General features: G+C 28.9%; 23 protein-coding genes and 1 riboswitch. Of the genes, 20 read left to right on the forward strand and 3 right to left on the reverse strand.

What is annotated here, in order from left to right:
* The first annotated feature begins 68 nt into the window (after positions 1 to 68).
* The 11 genes from ACIJYB_RS03290 (at position 69) to ACIJYB_RS03340 (ending at position 9,552) form a co-directional block, all read left to right on the forward strand.
* The gene (locus tag ACIJYB_RS03290; RefSeq protein ID WP_435152281.1) at positions 69 to 659 is read left to right on the forward strand and encodes an aspartyl/asparaginyl beta-hydroxylase domain-containing protein; all 591 of its coding nucleotides are present in this window, start codon (positions 69 to 71) and stop codon (positions 657 to 659) included.
* Position 660: 1 nt separating this feature from the next.
* Complete coding sequence (rpiB, locus tag ACIJYB_RS03295) at positions 661 to 1,086, forward strand: ribose 5-phosphate isomerase B (protein WP_435152283.1); 426 nt, start codon at positions 661 to 663, stop codon at positions 1,084 to 1,086.
* A 2-nt stretch (positions 1,087 to 1,088) separates the two neighbouring features.
* Positions 1,089 to 2,396, forward strand: coding sequence for a serine hydroxymethyltransferase (glyA, locus tag ACIJYB_RS03300; RefSeq protein ID WP_435152286.1), 1,308 nt, complete (start codon positions 1,089 to 1,091; stop codon positions 2,394 to 2,396).
* 3 nt (positions 2,397 to 2,399) lie between these two features.
* Positions 2,400 to 2,858, forward strand: a complete 459-nt coding sequence (gene nrdR / locus ACIJYB_RS03305) for a transcriptional regulator NrdR (RefSeq protein ID WP_271485343.1) — start codon at positions 2,400 to 2,402, stop codon at positions 2,856 to 2,858.
* Positions 2,839 to 3,834: a bifunctional diaminohydroxyphosphoribosylaminopyrimidine deaminase/5-amino-6-(5-phosphoribosylamino)uracil reductase RibD gene (gene ribD, locus ACIJYB_RS03310; RefSeq protein WP_435152289.1), complete on the forward strand. Its 996-nt coding sequence runs from the start codon at positions 2,839 to 2,841 to the stop codon at positions 3,832 to 3,834. The genes nrdR and ribD overlap by 20 nt, the downstream gene beginning before the upstream one ends.
* A 111-nt stretch (positions 3,835 to 3,945) precedes the next feature.
* Positions 3,946 to 4,539, forward strand: a complete 594-nt coding sequence (locus ACIJYB_RS03315) for a riboflavin synthase (protein WP_435152292.1) — start codon at positions 3,946 to 3,948, stop codon at positions 4,537 to 4,539.
* Positions 4,526 to 5,626, forward strand: coding sequence for a 3,4-dihydroxy-2-butanone-4-phosphate synthase (ribB, locus tag ACIJYB_RS03320; RefSeq protein ID WP_435152294.1), 1,101 nt, complete (start codon positions 4,526 to 4,528; stop codon positions 5,624 to 5,626). Before ACIJYB_RS03315 ends, ribB begins: the two co-directional genes overlap by 14 nt.
* Positions 5,626 to 6,015 (forward strand): 6,7-dimethyl-8-ribityllumazine synthase, encoded by a 390-nt coding sequence (gene ribH, locus ACIJYB_RS03325; protein WP_435152297.1) that lies wholly within the window; start codon positions 5,626 to 5,628, stop codon positions 6,013 to 6,015. The genes ribB and ribH overlap by 1 nt, the downstream gene beginning before the upstream one ends.
* Positions 6,012 to 6,416 (forward strand): transcription antitermination factor NusB, encoded by a 405-nt coding sequence (locus ACIJYB_RS03330; RefSeq protein ID WP_435152300.1) that lies wholly within the window; start codon positions 6,012 to 6,014, stop codon positions 6,414 to 6,416. Before ribH ends, ACIJYB_RS03330 begins: the two co-directional genes overlap by 4 nt.
* Complete coding sequence (thiL, locus tag ACIJYB_RS03335) at positions 6,409 to 7,368, forward strand: thiamine-phosphate kinase (RefSeq protein WP_435152302.1); 960 nt, start codon at positions 6,409 to 6,411, stop codon at positions 7,366 to 7,368. Before ACIJYB_RS03330 ends, thiL begins: the two co-directional genes overlap by 8 nt.
* A gap of 78 nt (positions 7,369 to 7,446) precedes the next feature.
* Positions 7,447 to 9,552 carry a sodium-translocating pyrophosphatase gene (locus ACIJYB_RS03340; protein WP_435152305.1) on the forward strand — a complete coding sequence of 702 codons (2,106 nt, stop codon included), beginning with the start codon at positions 7,447 to 7,449 and terminating at the stop codon, positions 9,550 to 9,552.
* Here the strand turns inward: ACIJYB_RS03340 and bamE are convergent.
* Complete coding sequence (bamE, locus tag ACIJYB_RS03345) at positions 9,539 to 9,970, reverse strand: outer membrane protein assembly factor BamE domain-containing protein (protein ID WP_435152308.1); 432 nt, start codon at positions 9,968 to 9,970, stop codon at positions 9,539 to 9,541. The genes ACIJYB_RS03340 and bamE overlap by 14 nt on opposite strands.
* A 52-nt stretch (positions 9,971 to 10,022) precedes the next feature.
* Here bamE and ACIJYB_RS03350 point away from each other — a divergent pair, with 52 nt between their 5' ends.
* From ACIJYB_RS03350 to rpmG, 6 genes are all read left to right on the forward strand, one after another.
* Entirely contained in the window at positions 10,023 to 10,490 is a 468-nt protein-coding gene (locus ACIJYB_RS03350; RefSeq protein WP_435152311.1) for a ubiquinol-cytochrome C chaperone family protein, read from the forward strand.
* A 2-nt stretch (positions 10,491 to 10,492) separates the two neighbouring features.
* Positions 10,493 to 10,675: a 50S ribosomal protein L32 gene (gene rpmF, locus ACIJYB_RS03355; protein ID WP_008544930.1), complete on the forward strand. Its 183-nt coding sequence runs from the start codon at positions 10,493 to 10,495 to the stop codon at positions 10,673 to 10,675.
* A 12-nt stretch (positions 10,676 to 10,687) separates the two neighbouring features.
* Complete coding sequence (plsX, locus tag ACIJYB_RS03360; protein WP_435152314.1) at positions 10,688 to 11,689, forward strand: phosphate acyltransferase PlsX; 1,002 nt, start codon at positions 10,688 to 10,690, stop codon at positions 11,687 to 11,689.
* A 4-nt stretch (positions 11,690 to 11,693) separates the two neighbouring features.
* Positions 11,694 to 11,993 (forward strand): HU family DNA-binding protein, encoded by a 300-nt coding sequence (locus ACIJYB_RS03365; protein ID WP_435152317.1) that lies wholly within the window; start codon positions 11,694 to 11,696, stop codon positions 11,991 to 11,993.
* A complete protein-coding gene (locus tag ACIJYB_RS03370; RefSeq protein ID WP_435152320.1) occupies positions 11,986 to 12,255 on the forward strand; it encodes a MerR family transcriptional regulator in 270 nt (89 codons plus the stop codon). Before ACIJYB_RS03365 ends, ACIJYB_RS03370 begins: the two co-directional genes overlap by 8 nt.
* Before the next feature lie 102 nt (positions 12,256 to 12,357).
* On the forward strand, positions 12,358 to 12,549 hold the full coding sequence (gene rpmG / locus ACIJYB_RS03375; protein WP_435152322.1) for a 50S ribosomal protein L33: 192 nt from the start codon (positions 12,358 to 12,360) through the stop codon (positions 12,547 to 12,549).
* Here the strand turns inward: rpmG and ACIJYB_RS03380 are convergent, their stop codons facing one another.
* On the reverse strand, positions 12,550 to 12,840 hold the full coding sequence (locus tag ACIJYB_RS03380) for a chorismate mutase (protein WP_435152325.1): 291 nt from the start codon (positions 12,838 to 12,840) through the stop codon (positions 12,550 to 12,552).
* Between the two features lie 43 nt (positions 12,841 to 12,883).
* Between ACIJYB_RS03380 and ACIJYB_RS03385 the strand changes: the two genes are divergently transcribed.
* Positions 12,884 to 13,906, forward strand: a complete 1,023-nt coding sequence (locus tag ACIJYB_RS03385; RefSeq protein ID WP_435152328.1) for a COX15/CtaA family protein — start codon at positions 12,884 to 12,886, stop codon at positions 13,904 to 13,906.
* Positions 13,907 to 13,939: 33 nt separating this feature from the next.
* Here the strand turns inward: ACIJYB_RS03385 and ACIJYB_RS03390 are convergent, their stop codons facing one another.
* On the reverse strand, positions 13,940 to 15,268 hold the full coding sequence (locus tag ACIJYB_RS03390) for an O-acetylhomoserine aminocarboxypropyltransferase/cysteine synthase family protein (protein ID WP_435152331.1): 1,329 nt from the start codon (positions 15,266 to 15,268) through the stop codon (positions 13,940 to 13,942).
* 2 nt (positions 15,269 to 15,270) lie between these two features.
* Positions 15,271 to 15,337, reverse strand: a riboswitch (SAM riboswitch).
* A 138-nt stretch (positions 15,338 to 15,475) separates the two neighbouring features.
* Between ACIJYB_RS03390 and rplM the strand changes: the two genes are divergently transcribed.
* Both rplM and rpsI read left to right on the forward strand, forming a co-directional pair.
* Positions 15,476 to 15,934: a 50S ribosomal protein L13 gene (rplM, locus tag ACIJYB_RS03395; RefSeq protein ID WP_435152334.1), complete on the forward strand. Its 459-nt coding sequence runs from the start codon at positions 15,476 to 15,478 to the stop codon at positions 15,932 to 15,934.
* Between the two features lies 1 nt (position 15,935).
* Positions 15,936 to 16,373 carry a 30S ribosomal protein S9 gene (gene rpsI, locus ACIJYB_RS03400; protein ID WP_435152336.1) on the forward strand — a complete coding sequence of 146 codons (438 nt, stop codon included), beginning with the start codon at positions 15,936 to 15,938 and terminating at the stop codon, positions 16,371 to 16,373.
* Positions 16,374 to 16,389 lie beyond the last annotated feature (16 nt).

The raw sequence follows: 16,389 nt of genomic DNA on the forward strand, positions 1-16,389 counted from the left end.
AATGTAATATACAAATATAACTTAAAATAGGTATTAAACAATTATTAAGGGTAAAAAATATAAATATAATGACGCTAGATTTCCAAGACTTTCAAAAGCAGGACATTAAATTCGATATCAACGAATTACAAAAAGCATATTCCGAGATTATAAAAATTAAAAACTTTGAAGGACCTGATGGAATTACTAATTTTGGAGCTATATCTCTTACTCAAATTCCTGGTGATCCAGAATCAATTAAGGGACATAAAGCAAGAGGTGTTTTTTGGACCTATCCTAACGCATCTGGTAAAGAAGAAATAAGAGACGAGAAAATAAATGAGGCTGATTATTCGGAATTTATTGAAGAATATAAAAATACATATTTTAAGGAAGTTTTTGATTTACTGTCATCAAAATACAAGCTGGGAAGAATTAGAATTTTATTAAAACAACCAAGATCAACATTAAGTTGGCACAGAGATCCCGAACCAAGATTACATATTCCAATAATTACAAATCCTGGATGTCATATGGTTATCGATAATGTAGCCAAACATTTACCTGCTGATGGTTCAGTTTGGATAACTAATAATACAAAATATCATAATGCGTTTAATGGTGGTGAAGAGAACAGAATCCACCTGGTTGCTTGCGTATTGGATCATAAATTTAATTAATTTGAAAAAAATTTTTATTTCGTCAGACCATGCTGGGTATAAATTAAAAGAAATTATAAAATTATACTTATCAAAAAAAAAACTACTTTTTTTTGATATGGGTCCAGATAGTGATAGTAGGGTAGATTACCCTGATTTTGCACATAAAGTGGCGCAGAAAGTAAAGACCAACAAAAACAACGTTGGTATTTTAATTTGTGGTTCAGGTATGGGGATGAATATTGCGGCAAATAGACATAAAAATATTCGTGCTGCTCAGTGTTTTAATTTAAAATCAACAAAATTATCAAGATTGCATAATGATGCAAATATCATTACATTAGGATCAAGATTGTTAACTAAAAAAACTGCTCTAAATTGTGTGAGTGCTTTTTTGAACACTAAATTTGAAGGTGGGAGACACTTAAAAAGAATAAAAAAAATATAATTATGTCTAGTGAAAAAAATTATTTAAACGATAGTTACAAAAGTTTTTTTGAAGATAGTTTGTCTACAAAAGATCCTGAGCTTTATAAAGCTATCAAGGATGAACTTGTTAGACAACAACAACATATTGAGTTGATTGCTTCTGAAAATATAGTTTCTCAAGCTGTACTAGAGGCGCAAGGTTCAGTTTTAACAAATAAATATGCAGAAGGTTATCCAGGTAAGAGATATTATAATGGATGTGAACATGTTGATGTTGCAGAAAATTTAGCTATTGAAAGATTAAAAAAATTATTTAATTGCAAATTTGCTAACGCTCAACCACATTCAGGGGCACAAGCTAACGGAGCAGTTTTTTTAGCTTTATTAAATCCAGGTGATACATTTATGGGAATGAGTTTAAATTCAGGTGGTCATATCACTCATGGATTAAAAATTTCAATGTCTGGTAAATGGTTTAACGCAATAAGTTATGATGTTGATAAAGAATCTGAACTTATCGATTATGATAATGTTGAAAAACTTGCTTTAGAACATAAACCTAAATTAATCATTGCTGGTGGAAGTGCTTATTCTAGAGTTATCGATTTTAAAAGATTTAGAGAAATTGCAGATAAAGTAGGAGCTTACTTAATGGTTGATATGGCTCATTTCTCTGGTTTAGTTGCTGGTCAAGGATATCCAAACCCATGTGATCACGCTCATGTTGTTACATCAACTACACATAAAGTTTTTAGAAGTGCAAGAGGCGGAATAATTCTTACTAACAACGAGGATCTTTCTAAAAAATTTAACACTGCTGTTTTTCCAGGTTACCAAGGTGGACCTTTAATGCATATAATAGCAGCTAAAGCAGCAGGATTTTTAGAGGCATTACAACCAGAATTTAAAGATTATATTAAATCTGTTTTAGCTAATGCAAAAATATTAGCAGAAACTTTAAAGAATAATGGATTTAAAATTTATTCAGATGGAACTGATACACACCTAATGTTGGTAGATTTAAGACCCTATAATGTTAAAGGGAACTTAGCAGCAGAAAGCTTATCAAGAGCAAATATAACATGCAATAAAAATGGAATTCCTTTTGATGTAGAAAAACCAATGATTACTTCAGGTATAAGATTAGGCACTCAAGCAGCCACTACTCGAGGTTTTGGTTTAAATGAATTTAAAACAGTAGGTGAATTAATTACTAAAACATTAAAAGGGTTATCTGAAAATCCAACTGATAATAGCAAAGTTGAAAATGAAGTTAAAAATGAGGTTATTTCTTTAACTTCATCTTTTCCTATATATAAGAACCTTTAATAAATGATTTGTTCAATTTGTAAAAAGGGTGAAACATCCGTAGTTGACTCTAGACCAACAGAAGATGGTACAGCAATTAGAAGAAGAAGGCTTTGTGTTTGTGGAGCTCGCTTTACTACTTTTGAAAGAGTCCAGTTTAGAGAAATAATGGTCGTAAAAAAGAATGGAAGAAAATCTTCATTTGATAGAGATAAACTTTCTAAATCAATTTATATTGCATTAAAAAAACGTCCTATAGATACTGAAACCGCAGAAAAATTTATAAGCAAAATCTCAAGAGCATTAGAAGAATTAGGACAAAGTGAAATCTCAACGAACACCATAGGTACAATGGTTATGGAAGGTTTAAAAGAGTTAGATCCAGTAGCTTATGTTCGTTTTGCCTCTGTTTATAGAAATTTTAGGGAAGAAAAAGATTTTGTACAATTCGTGGACAAGCTTGATGTCTACAAAAAAAGATAAATTTTCTATCAAAGACAAACTGTATATGGGGCTTGCTCTTGATTTAGCAAAATCTCGAGAAGGTCATACCGGCTCTAATCCCTCAGTAGGTTGTGTTATTGTTAAAGATGATAAAATTATATCAATTGGGCAAACCTCTTTTAATGGAAGACCTCATGCAGAGTATAATGCAATTAAAAATTGTCATGAAGAGATTCAAGGTTCAAAAATGTACGTAACATTAGAGCCATGTTGCCATCACGGAAAAACTTCACCATGCACATCATCAATCATTAATTCAAAATTAAGTGAAGTTATTTATTCAATAAAAGACATCGATAAAAGAGTAAGTGGAAAATCTAAAAAAATTTTAAATTCAAAAAAAATAATTGTCAAAACAGGTTTACTAAAACAACAAATTACTCAATTTTATGAATCATATTTTTATAATAGAAAATACAGATTACCTTTTGTAACTGGAAAAATTGCAATATCAAAAAATAATTTGATTTATAGTAAAGGAAATAAAAGAATAACAAACAAATCATCAGATAATTTAACTCATTTATTAAGATACAAAAATGACTCAATTATGGTTTCTTATAAAACACTAAATAAAGATAATTCAAAATTGAATGCTAGAATAAAAAAATTTAAAAATTTTATACCTAAGAGGGTAATCTTAGATAATGAATTAAATCTAAATACTAAAAGCTATTTATTTAAAACTGTAAAAAAGAATAATACCATTGTCTTTTATAACAATGCAGTTAAATCAAAGATAAAAGAATTTAAAAAAAATAATGTTATATTGATAAAATCAAATTTGTCTAAAAACAAAAGATTTGATTTAAAAATAATCTTTAAAAAGCTTTATAATTTAGAGATAAGAAACATTTTGATTGAAGGCGGTAATGAACTAACAAATTCTTTTATAAAAAAAAAATGTTTAATAAATTTTATTTATTCCAAAGTAAGAAAATTTTATCTAAACTAGTTGAATATAAGGAATTTACTGGTTTAAAAACTCTTAAACAAAAATATAAGAATAAATTTAATATAAAATCAAATTTTGGTAATGATAAAGTAACTTTATATAGAAATTAAAATGTTTAACGGAATAATTTATAATCAAGGATTAATATCAAAAATTTTAAAAAGACCTAAAGGTATTAATATATTTGTAAAAAGTAATTTTAAATTCAGTAAAAAAGATATCGGTTTATCTGTAGCTTGTGATGGTGTTTGCCTTACCTTAATTTCATTTAAATCTAAATTAATGGAATTTTATCTCTCTAAAGAAACTCTTGTTAGATCTAAGTTTAGATATTTAAAAACAAACGATATTATTAATCTTGAACTACCATTAAAATATGGAACAAAAATTTCAGGACATATATGTCAAGGTCATGTTGATTCAGTTGCAAAAGTGTCAAAGATTATGAAGATTGATAAGTCTTATTTATTTGAATTTAATGTACCAAAAAAAGAACAAAAAAACTTAATTGAAAAAGCTTCAATATGTGTAAATGGCATATCTCTTACAATTTCCAAAGTTTTAAATAAAGGGTTCCAAATCTGGGTTATTCCTCACACTTACAATGAAACAAATCTATCAACGATTAAAAAGAGTGATCTTGTTAATATAGAGATAGATATCTTATCTAAATACGTTAGGAATTATTTAAATGCCAAAAAGTAATTTTGCATCAATCGAAAGCATCATCAATATCGCCAAGAAAGGTGGAATGTTTATATTGGTTGATGATGAAAAAAGAGAAAATGAAGGTGATCTAATTATCTCAACATCTAATTCAAATGCACAAAATATTAATTTTATGGCTAAATATGGTCGTGGTTTAATTTGTTTAGCATTAGACTCTATTCAAGCAAAAAGATTAAATTTATCTTTGATGTCAGCAAACAATCAATCTCGAAATAAAACTGCTTTTACAGTTTCTATTGAAGCCAAAAAAGGAATTACTACAGGAATTTCTGCAAAGGATAGAGCAAAAACTATTAAAATTGCATCCCAAAAAAATGTTAAAAAAACTGACATTGTCTCACCCGGACATGTATTTCCAATAATTGCTAAAGATGGAGGTGTGTTGGTTAGAGCAGGACATACTGAAGCCTCAGTAGACATATCAAAGTTAGCTAAAAAAAAAAATTCAGCTGTAATTTGTGAAATTATGAATGAAGATGGAACAATGGCTAAAGGTAAAGATTTATTTAATTTTGCAAAAAAACATAAATTTAAAATTGGTAAAATTGAAGACTTAATTGCTTATAGATTAAAAAAAGAGAAGTTAATTAAATTAAAAAAACAAAGCAACATTGAAGTTAAAAACCAAAAATATAAAATTAGAATCTATGAAAATCTTCTAGATGGATCTGAACATTTTGCTTTAATCAAGGGGACTATAAAAAAAGGGATCACACCTAGAGTTAGGGTAATCTCTTCAAATGTGGTTCAAAATTATTTAATAAATCAGCAATTACCCAATTCTTTTAATAAAACTCTTAATTATTTTAAAAAATTCAATAATTGTGTTTTAGTGTTTATAAAAGATACAAATCTTAAATCGGTCACCCAAACTCTTAAAGATTATAAAAATAAAGACTTTTATAAAAAAGGTAAGGATAAACTAATTAGAAATTATGGAATTGGTGCCCAAATAATAAAGGATTTAAAAATCAAAAATATGACTTTAATTACAAAATCTCGTAAAAAAGTTATAGGTTTGGATGGTTATGGTATAAGAATTACTAAACAAGAAATTATCTGATGAAAAAAAAATACCTCATTGTTGCAGCAGATTATTATAAAGATATTGCAAAAGGTCTTATTGAGAGTTCATTAAAATGGATTCCAAAATCAAACATAGTTAAAATTATTAGAGTTCCAGGAGTTTTTGAAATACCCGTAACTATATCAAAGAATATTAGAAAATATGATGCCTTTTTAGCCCTTGGATGTGTTATCAAAGGACAAACACCACATTTTGATTTTATATCACAAGCATCAACTACTGCGATAATGGATTTATCAGTTTTGAGCAAGAAACCTATTGGTAATGGAATCATAACTTGTCTGAATATGAAACAAGCTAAATTACGAAGAAAAAAGGGTGCAGAAGCTGCACACGCGGTAAACTCAGTTTTATCCCAAAAATGAAAACTCATTTTAATCCAAAAAATAATCCAAGAGTTATTATTATTCAAAAATTATATGGTAAATTTTATAATGAGGATGATGATATTACTTTTCCAAAGCATAGATTTAAAAAGTTTATAAAAGATATTGTTTCTGGAACTATAGAGCGTAATGACCTGATACTAGAAGAATTAAACAACAAGCTTGGTGATGAGTTTATTATAGATAACTTAGATAAAGTATTTCAAACAATATTAAAAGCAGCCACATACGAATTCCTATATAAGCCAAATATATCAATTAATATTATAATTAAAGAATATCTAAATTCATCAAATTTTTTCTTAGAAGATTCACAGACTAAATATTTGAATGCTTTATTAGACAATATTGGAAAAAAATTAAGAACATTAAATGCATGAATTTGATTTAATTAAAAAATATTTTTCAAAATTATCGAAGTTTAATAAATATTCATTAGATTTGAATGATGATGTTTTTTTTGATAAAAAAAATTCTTTAGTAATTTCAATAGACACTTATATTCAAGGAACTCATTTTTTAGATTTTAAAAATCCAGAGCTAGTAATCAAAAAAATTATAAGATCTTCTATATCAGACTTAATTTGCAAAGGAGTGTCACCAAAATATTACTTTGTATCAGGGAGTGGAAATAAAAAAACATTTACAAAAAAAAATTTATCCAAAATATCTAATTCATTAAAACAAGAGCAGACTAAATATGGAATTAATTTATGTGGTGGAGATACAACTTTTTCAAATAAATTAAGTTTTTCAATTACATCCGTAGGATTTTCAAAAGATATTGTATATAGGAATAAAGCTAAGCTTAATGATGATATATACGTAACTGGAAATCTTGGAGATAGTTTTGTTGGGTTAAATATTTTGCAAAACAAAATTAAGACAAATAAAAAACTTAAAACTTACTTTGTAAAAAAATATTTTGAACCTGAAATTCAAATTAATTTAACAAAAGAATTAATAAAATTTGCCAATTCATCTATTGATATATCAGATGGTTTAATTGATGATCTTCAAAAAATGATTAATAGACAAAAACTATCTTATAATATTTGGGAGGAAAAAATTCCAATATCTAAAAACTTGCACATTTATTTGAACAAGAATGATCTTAAAAAATCAAACTTTATATCCAATGGAGATGACTATCAGATTTTATTTACTGCTAGTCCTGATAAATCTAGAATCATTAAAAACACCTCTAAGAAATTAGGTATTAAAATTTCTAAAATTGGTAAAATTAGCTCAAATAAAAATAAATCCTTCCTTATTAATCAAAAAGGTGAGTATTTACTTGTTAAAAACTCAGGTTATAAACATCAATTCTAGAAGTTAATTATTGTCTTTTTTAGCTTTTTTTGTATTGTCCGGGCTTAAAATTTAACAACCAACAACCTTAAGGTTTATATGAGCACAACAATTGAGACAATTCTTTTATACACAATCGCAGCTGGTTTACTATCTATCGTTTATGGATATTTTACTGGAAAAAATATTTTAAATCAAAGTGCTGGTAACGCTAAAATGCAAGATATTGCATCTGCAATTCAAATCGGCGCTAAAGCTTATCTAGCTAGACAATACAAAACAATAGCAATTGTTGGTGTTGTTGTTTTAGTTATAGTTAGTGTTGCTTTTAGTCCATTAGTAGGACTTGGATATCTTGTTGGAGCTGCTCTTTCTGGTATAGCAGGTTATGTTGGAATGCTAGTCTCTGTTGAAGCTAATGTTAGAACTGCTGAAGCATCAAGAAAAGGACTTGCCCAAGGTTTGTCTGTTGCTTTTAAGTCAGGTGCTGTAACTGGAATGTTGGTTGCTGGTTTAGCATTATTGGCTATTGCTGTTTATTATTATTTTTTATTAAAATTTAATATTGATGAAAGAGAAATAGTTAATGCTCTTGTAGCATTAGGATTTGGTGCTTCTCTAATTTCTATTTTTGCAAGATTAGGTGGTGGTATATTTACTAAAGGTGCTGATGTTGGTGCTGACTTAGTTGGTAAAGTTGAAGCTGGTATACCTGAGGATGATCCGAGAAATCCTGCTGTTATTGCTGATAATGTTGGTGATAATGTTGGTGATTGTGCTGGTATGGCTGCAGACTTGTTTGAAACTTACGCAGTAACAATTGTTGCTACAATGGTATTATCTTCAATATTTTTTCAAGGTGATATGAATATGATGATATATCCACTTACTATTGGTGGTGCTTGTATTCTCACATCAATTTTGGGAACCTTCTTTGTTAAACTTGGCAAAGACAAAAATGTAATGAATGCATTATATAAAGGCTTTGTTGTGTCTGCAATCGCTTCAATAGCAATTTTATACCCAGTAACAGATCATGTTCTTGGATTTGCTACCGAATATACTGTAAATGGTAAAATCTTTAACGGTATGAGCTTATACTACTGTGGAATAATTGGTTTAATTATTACAGGTTTGTTGATTTGGATTACAGAATATTACACAGGAACAAATTATAGGCCAGTAAAATCTGTTGCAGCTTCATCAACAACAGGTCATGGTACAAATGTTATTCAAGGTTTAGCTGTTTCAATGGAAGCAACAGCCGTACCCGCATTAATCATTGTCGCTGGTATTTTAGCGACTAATTCTATTGCTGGACTTTATGGTATTGCAATAGCCGTAACTACTATGCTTGCGTTAGCCGGCATGGTTGTAGCACTTGATGCTTATGGTCCAGTTACTGATAATGCTGGTGGGATAGCTGAAATGGCAAACTTAGATAAAAAAGTTAGAAAAACTACTGATGCATTAGATGCAGTTGGAAATACAACTAAAGCTGTTACTAAGGGTTATGCTATAGGCTCAGCTGGATTAGGTGCTTTAGTTTTATTTGCTGCTTATGTAGAAGATATTAAACATTTCTCAAATGTAGCTGGTTCAAAATTAGAGGGTATTGTTGTAACTTTTGATTTATCCAACCCATATGTTGTTGTGGGTTTATTGATAGGTGGAATGTTACCATACTTATTTGGTTCAATGGGAATGCAGGCAGTTGGTAGAGCTGGTGGTGCAGTAGTTATTGAAGTGAGAAGACAATTTAAAAAATTTCCTGGTATCATGAAGAGAAAACAGAAACCAGATTATGCAAAATTAGTCGATCTTTTAACTGTTGCTGCAATTAAAGAGATGATAATTCCATCTTTATTACCCGTTTTATCTCCAGTTGTTCTTTACTTTATTATTCTTGCAATTGGTGGACAAGTGGCAGCATTAGCAGCTGTTGGAGCAATGTTACTAGGTGTTATTATCACAGGATTATTTGTGGCTGTTTCAATGACAGCTGGTGGTGGTGCGTGGGACAACGCAAAAAAATATATTGAAGATGGTAATCACGGTGGCAAAGGTTCAGAAGCACACAAAGCTGCTGTAACAGGGGACACCGTTGGTGATCCATACAAAGATACCGCAGGTCCCGCAATTAATCCGATGATAAAGATTACAAATATTGTCGCGTTACTTTTATTAGCGGTTATCGCTGGCTAATTTCTTTACGTTTTTTGGCCCTCTGTCCAAGAGGGTCATTAATCTTTTGTCTCATACTAGACATAAAATTATATACAAAGGAGTTTCTTTTGAAGCCTGCTTCAGTGGTAGCTTTAACAATTTTTATGTTTTCCATATCGTCTTTGTTAAAAAATTCCTTTTTTTTTAATATTCCGTATTCATTAATTTCTAAAACCAAAACATCATTCTTGTATATTTTCATTAAACCTAAATTTTTCAAACTTGATTGAGTTTGCTTTCTCTCTATATAAATCCAAAGATCATTATCAAATTTACTAGTTGTTGACGGTTCACCCAATATTCTTTTTATATCATTTTTGTTAGATTTATTTAGGATTAATGATTGTTGTTTTTTTTCTAAAAAAGGAACCCCATGATGTTTAACAACTTTTTTCATAGAACAATTTACAACTACTAAAGAGAAAAAAATTATATATAGTATTTTTATCATGAGTGAAAAATATATTTATATTTATAACAATTTAATTAATTACACTAGAAATAAAGATTTATACAAATCTTTAGGACGTGAAGATAATTTCTCAGATAGATTAACCCTATTTTTATTACATTTTGCGTTCTTTTTAAGAAATTTTAAAAATGAGAAAAATAAGATTGTATTACAGGAAATTTATGATTTTAACTTCAGACAACTTGAGCTTAGTATTAGAGAAATAGGTTATGGAGACCAATCTATAAATAAAAAAATGAAAGATTACATAAATCTGTTTCATTCTATGGTTTCAGAGGTACATTTTTGGAAAGATTTGACTAGATCACAAAAAATTGAAAAAATTTCTATTTTTTTAAGCGATTTTAATGAAATTGATAAATTACTTGATCATTTTGAGTTATATAGCGAAGATTTATCAAAAAAAACTTTGAATTCTTATTTAAAAAGTGTAAATAACCAATAATTATGGCTGTACCAAAACGAAAACAAACTCCTTCCAGAACTGGAATGAGAAGAGCTCAAACCATGAAGTATTCAACAAAGAATATTGTTGAAGATAAAAAGTCTGGTGAATATAGGTTGTCACATCATTTAGACTTAAAAACTGGTATGTATAAGGGTAGACAAGTTTTAGACCCAAAAGAATAGTATTAATCTAAAATGACTGATTTGATTAAAATTGCAGTGGATGCAATGGGCGGAGACGGTTCTCCAAAAAAAATTATAGATGGTATTTTATTAAATCACCAAAATAACAAAAGTTTATTTTATAAAATTTTTGGTAATGAACCTGAAATAAATGATCTTATCAATAATAAAATAGGTAAAGAGTATTACGAAATCATTCATACTACCGATGTTGTCATGAGTACAGATAGTCCTTTAGAAGGAGCTAAAAGGGGTAAAAATACAAGTATGTGGCTAGCAATACAAAGTGTAAAAGATAAACAAGCGGATATAGTTGTGTCTGCAGGTAATACAGGTGCACTATTAGTTATTTCAAAATTAAATCTTAAGATGATAGATAATATTGATAAACCCGCTCTTTCTGCTTTATGGCCAAATAAAAAAGGAATGAGTGTTGTATTAGACTTGGGTGCTAATATTGAATGTAGTTCAAAAAATCTCCTAGATTTTTCAATAATGGGAGCCTCTCTTTACAAATCACTTTACCCAAATGACAGACCAAATGTAGGTTTGTTAAATATAGGATCTGAAGAACTGAAGGGTAATGAGACAATAAAAGAAACTTATCAAATTCTTAATGATAAAAATTCTGAAAATTACGATTTCTCAGGTTATATCGAGGGTAATCATTTAATGGATGGTGATGTAAATGTAATAGTTTCTGATGGGTTTACAGGTAACGTTGCATTAAAAACAGCTGAAGGTACTGCAAATTTTATTACTGGTGAGCTAAAACAGGCTATGACAGGTTCAATAATTGGAAAAATATCTTCACTTTTAAATATTTCAAATCTTAAAAAATTTAAAAAACGTTTAGATCCTAGACTATATAATGGTGCAATATTTATTGGTCTTGATTCTCCTGTAGTTAAAAGTCATGGTGGCACTGATTATATTGGCTTTTGTAATTCATTAGATGTTTGCCATAGAATTATAAAAGGTAATTTGATAGAAAAGATTAAGCAAAATATTTAGATTAATGAGAGTAAACTTAACTAAAAAAGACTTAGTTAATATAGTATATATGCAATTAGGTTTTTCTAAGCAAATTTCAGAAAACCTTATTGAAGATTTTTTATCTACAATTGTTTCAAATATAAAAGATGAAAAAAAGTTGAAATTATCAAAATTTGGTACTTTTTCAATTAGACAAAAAAAATCACGTATAGGAAGAAACCCAAAGACCAAAGAGTCAAAAGTGATTTCAAGCAGAGAAGTTGTATTATTTAAACCATCTAAAGAATTTAAAGAATTTATAAATATTAAAGAAAATGGATAAGTCTGATAACGCTTATAAAACGATAGGTGAGGTCGCTAAAATACTAAATCTAAAAACAAATAAAAAAGGTGCTATGCCAACTCATATTATCAGATTTTGGGAAACTCAATTTAAACAAATTAAACCTAAAATTTTAAATTCCAATAGAAGATACTATGATGAAAAATCTATTAACCTACTTAAAAAGGTTAAATTTCTTCTTAAAGAACAAGGAATGACGATTAATGGTGTTAAAAAGATACTTAATGGTGAAGATTTTTAGAACTTGACGAAATGGCAAATAATTCTATAAAAGCTGATAATTTAAGAAATAAATTAGTTAATATTTCTAAAATTATTAAAAATATAAAAAATTTGAAATAATATGGCTAAAAAAACACATGTAAAAGTTAGACTTGTTCCGGAATCAAAACCTGATAGCCCTTTTTTTTATTATGTTAAAAAACCTGCGGGTGGAGAAAAAGCAAAAGTTAAATTATCAGCTAAAAAATATAATCCAGCTACAAGAAAGCACGAAATTTTTGTTGAAAAAAAACTTCCTCCACATAGTAAATAATTATTTTTTTTTAAAATTTCTTCTTTCGTAATCAATATAAGACCAGATCATATTTTTCCATATACGACTTGTTATCTTTGGGTCTATCTTAAGTTTTTTGGATTTACCTTTGATTTTGTTCAAAATAAAATTTATTCTTTTTTGATCAACTATCTCTTTTTTAAATTCTTTTAATTTAAGAACTTCTTTTACAAGTCCTGTTCTGTGCTTGATTAGAGATAAAAGTTTATTATCTAGCTTATCCAGCTTTATTCTGATTAAATTTAATTTTTTTTTATTATTAGGCGACATTTAATTTATTGGATTAATTAATAATTATTATATTTATCTCTACATGTACAGCGAGAATAACAATTTAAATCAACAATTAAAAATTTGGTTATTTGCATTATTGTCATTAATTATTCTAATTATTCTAGTTGGTGGGTTAACTAGATTAACAGACTCTGGTTTATCTATAACTACGTGGGATTTATTTGTAGGTTTTTTACCACCATTGACGAATGACAGATGGATAGATTATTTTAATCTTTATAAAACAATTCCTGAGTTTAGTGAACAAAACTCAAACATGACCTTAGGTGAATTTAAAGTAATTTTTTGGTGGGAGTGGGGTCATCGTCAACTTGGAAGGTTAATTGGTTTAACTGTATTATTGCCACTAATATATTTTACTTTTAAAAATGGGTTATGGGTTTTAAAAACATATGGATTAATTTTTTTACTAGTATGTTTACAAGGTTTTTTTGGTTGGTACATGGTATCAAGTGGATTAGTAGATAGAATAGATGTAAGCCATTATAGATTATCAATTCATTTAGTTACGGCTTTTTTAATTTTATCAATAATCTTTTGGAAATTACTTAAATTAACAAAAATACAAATTAATGATATTTCATTTAATCTAAAATTATTTAAATTTTTTTTTATTTTATTATTTATTCAATTGATTATAGGTGCTTTTGTTTCAGGTATGGACGCAGGAACGATCTATAACACTTGGCCTTTAATGGGATCCTCTTATTTTCCTGACGACAGTAAATACATAGAGTTTCTAAATATCAATTTTTTTGACAACCCATCTATAGTTCAATTTGTTCATAGAAATTTAGCTTATTTGATAGTCATAATTTATATTTATTTATTTATTTTAGTTTTTAGAGAAACTAATAAAATATTTAGAAAACCAATAATAATTATTGGTATAAGTATATTTTTGCAGGTAATTTTAGGAGTGGTAACACTTTTATCTGGAGTAAAAATTATTTATGCATCTTTACACCAGATAAATTCTATTTTGATAATTTTATCATGCTTGTATTTTCTCTACATATCAAAATATCAAGCAAAAAAATAATTAACTTCTATTAGTTGACATATAAATACCTAATTAACTAACTGCTTTTAAATTGCCTTTTGAAGTATTAGCTAGAGCTTGATCCAAATCATCAATTATGTCGTCTATGTGCTCTAAACCAATACACAATCTAACATAGCCAGGCGTAACACCTGCAGCAGCCAATTCGTCCTCTGTCAGCTGACTATGTGTTGTTGTTGCTGGATGTATGGCTAAGCTTCTTGCATCACCAATATTTGCTACATGATAAAACATTTTTAAGGACTCAATAAATCTTTTACCTGCTTCAATGCCACCAGCTAACTCCACTCCTACTAATGCACCATTACCATTTTTGAGATATTTATCAGCTCTTTTACTTATTTCCGTACTATGTTCGGTAGCATAAATTACTTTTTCAACAGCTTTATGTTTTTTTAAGTAGTCAACAACTTTTGAAGCATTTTCACAATGTTGTTTCATTCTTAAAGCTACAGTTTCCAACCCTTGTATTACTCCAAAAGCATTATCTGGAGATAGAGCGGAACCAAGATCTCGTAAAAGTGTAACTCTAGCTCTTACAGCAAAAGAGACATTTGCCCCGGTTAGTTCTGGTACAGCTTTACCCCAAACAACACCACCGTAACTAGCATCTGGTTCATTAAAAAGTGGTTGTCTTTTTGGATCTGCTGTCCAATCAAAATTACCACCATCAACTAAAGCACCACCAACCACTGTTCCATGGCCAGCTATATATTTAGTAAGTGAATATACTACTACAGCCGCACCATGCTCTAATGGTTTACAAATTACTGGAGCCGCTGTGTTATCAACGATTAACGGTATATTAAATTTCCTTCCAATATCAGAAACTTCTTTGATTGGAAATACTCTCAAATAAGGATTTGGTAAAGTTTCACCATAAAAAGCTCTAGTTTTTTCATCAACAACTTTTTCAAAGTTTTTTGGATCAGAAGGATCTGCATATCGTACTTCAATACCAAGTTTACTTAGAGTATGTGTAAACAATGAAACAGTTCCACCATAAAGATCTGTTGAGCTAACAATATTATCACCAGCCTGAGCAACATTTAAAATTGCAAATGTCGAGGCTGTTTGACCTGATGCAACAGTTAAACTAGCCAATCCACCGTCAAGTGCTGCAAGTCTTTTTTCAAGCACATCATTCGTTGGATTCATGATTCTTGTATAGATGTTACCGAACTCTTTAAGTGCAAACAAATTTGCAGCATGTTCAGTACTGTCAAATTGGTAAGATGTTGTTCTGTAAATTGGAACTGCTACAGCGTTAGTTGATGGATCACTTCTGTAATCACCACCATGAATTGCGATAGTTTCCGGATTATTTCTTTTTGTACTCATTATTACTCCTTTTTTAGTGCTTTAACTTAATGTAAGGCGCACAATAAAGTTCAAATGCCTACCGATAATGTTTAGAATATTCCTGTTTAGCAGTTTTATGCCCGCAATAGGATCAAATCGGCATACACCTTTTAGCAGATAAACCATATAACACAAGATAAATATCAAATTGACTTTGCAATTAATAATAGTATTAATCCTGGCACAATGACAAAATTCGTAAAAAAAGACCAGATTACATCATCTTGGTATGAAATTGATGCTACCAATGCAGTAGTAGGAAGATTAGCGACTGTAATTTCAAAAATTATAAGAGGTAAAAATAAAACTACATACACACCCCATATGGATCATGGTGATTTTGTTGTAGTTAAAAATATTGAACAAGCCAAATTTACTGGAAAAAAATTTCAAGACAAAATTTACTACAAACATACTGGTCATCCAGGTGGGATTAAAGAAACAACACCTGAAAAATTACATGAAAAAAAGCCAGGTGAAACTTTAAAACTTGCAGTTAAAAGAATGCTTCCAGGAGGAGTGCTAGGAAGAAAACAATTAACTAAATTAAAAATATATTCTGGTAGTGATCATCCACATACAGCACAAAACCCACAAGTTATTGAATTAGGAAAATTAAACAGTAAAAACTTAGCTAGAAATTAATATGGAAAATACTCAATCAACAACAAAAACACCAAAACTTAAATTAGACTTTAAAGACAGTAAGTATGCAACAGGAAGAAGAAAAACTTCAATTGCAAAAGTTTGGTTGAAAAAAGGTTCTGGTAAAATCTATGTTAATGGAAAATTGTTTAATGAATATTTTTCAAGTGAATTTCACCATCTTCAAATAACAAGACCTTTTGATATCATTAACCAATCCACAGATTACGATGTAAGATGTAGCGTAAGTGGTGGAGGGCCAACAGGCCAAGCTGGTGCTATGGTTCATGGTATTTCTAAAGCTTTAGTGTTATTTGATGAAAACTTAAAAACTACCCTTAAAACTGAAAAACTTACTACCAGAGACTCTAGGGCAGTCGAAAGAAAAAAACCTGGTAGAAGAAAAGCTAGAAGAAGCTTTCAATTCTCTAAAAGATAATTTTTTTTTAATTTTA

Source organism: Candidatus Pelagibacter bacterium nBUS_44 (genome assembly GCF_051200895.1).
Classification (GTDB): domain Bacteria; phylum Pseudomonadota; class Alphaproteobacteria; order Pelagibacterales; family Pelagibacteraceae; genus Pelagibacter.

Coding starts and splice junctions, on each gene's coding strand:
- bamE (WP_435152308.1), bottom strand. CDS start 9,970: ATGAAAAAAGTTGTTAAACATCATGGGGTTCCTTTTTTAGAAAAAAAA.
- nrdR (WP_271485343.1), top strand. CDS start 2,400: ATGATTTGTTCAATTTGTAAAAAGGGTGAAACATCCGTAGTTGACTCT.
- ribD (WP_435152289.1), top strand. CDS start 2,839: ATGTCTACAAAAAAAGATAAATTTTCTATCAAAGACAAACTGTATATG.
- plsX (WP_435152314.1), top strand. CDS start 10,688: ATGACTGATTTGATTAAAATTGCAGTGGATGCAATGGGCGGAGACGGT.
- rpmG (WP_435152322.1), top strand. CDS start 12,358: ATGGCTAAAAAAACACATGTAAAAGTTAGACTTGTTCCGGAATCAAAA.
- ACIJYB_RS03365 (WP_435152317.1), top strand. CDS start 11,694: ATGAGAGTAAACTTAACTAAAAAAGACTTAGTTAATATAGTATATATG.
- ACIJYB_RS03330 (WP_435152300.1), top strand. CDS start 6,012: ATGAAAACTCATTTTAATCCAAAAAATAATCCAAGAGTTATTATTATT.
- rpsI (WP_435152336.1), top strand. CDS start 15,936: ATGGAAAATACTCAATCAACAACAAAAACACCAAAACTTAAATTAGAC.
- ribH (WP_435152297.1), top strand. CDS start 5,626: ATGAAAAAAAAATACCTCATTGTTGCAGCAGATTATTATAAAGATATT.
- ACIJYB_RS03350 (WP_435152311.1), top strand. CDS start 10,023: ATGAGTGAAAAATATATTTATATTTATAACAATTTAATTAATTACACT.
- rplM (WP_435152334.1), top strand. CDS start 15,476: ATGACAAAATTCGTAAAAAAAGACCAGATTACATCATCTTGGTATGAA.
- glyA (WP_435152286.1), top strand. CDS start 1,089: ATGTCTAGTGAAAAAAATTATTTAAACGATAGTTACAAAAGTTTTTTT.
- ribB (WP_435152294.1), top strand. CDS start 4,526: ATGCCAAAAAGTAATTTTGCATCAATCGAAAGCATCATCAATATCGCC.
- ACIJYB_RS03380 (WP_435152325.1), bottom strand. CDS start 12,840: ATGTCGCCTAATAATAAAAAAAAATTAAATTTAATCAGAATAAAGCTG.
- rpmF (WP_008544930.1), top strand. CDS start 10,493: ATGGCTGTACCAAAACGAAAACAAACTCCTTCCAGAACTGGAATGAGA.
- ACIJYB_RS03315 (WP_435152292.1), top strand. CDS start 3,946: ATGTTTAACGGAATAATTTATAATCAAGGATTAATATCAAAAATTTTA.
- ACIJYB_RS03390 (WP_435152331.1), bottom strand. CDS start 15,268: ATGAGTACAAAAAGAAATAATCCGGAAACTATCGCAATTCATGGTGGT.
- ACIJYB_RS03370 (WP_435152320.1), top strand. CDS start 11,986: ATGGATAAGTCTGATAACGCTTATAAAACGATAGGTGAGGTCGCTAAA.
- ACIJYB_RS03290 (WP_435152281.1), top strand. CDS start 69: ATGACGCTAGATTTCCAAGACTTTCAAAAGCAGGACATTAAATTCGAT.
- thiL (WP_435152302.1), top strand. CDS start 6,409: ATGCATGAATTTGATTTAATTAAAAAATATTTTTCAAAATTATCGAAG.
- ACIJYB_RS03340 (WP_435152305.1), top strand. CDS start 7,447: ATGAGCACAACAATTGAGACAATTCTTTTATACACAATCGCAGCTGGT.
- ACIJYB_RS03385 (WP_435152328.1), top strand. CDS start 12,884: ATGTACAGCGAGAATAACAATTTAAATCAACAATTAAAAATTTGGTTA.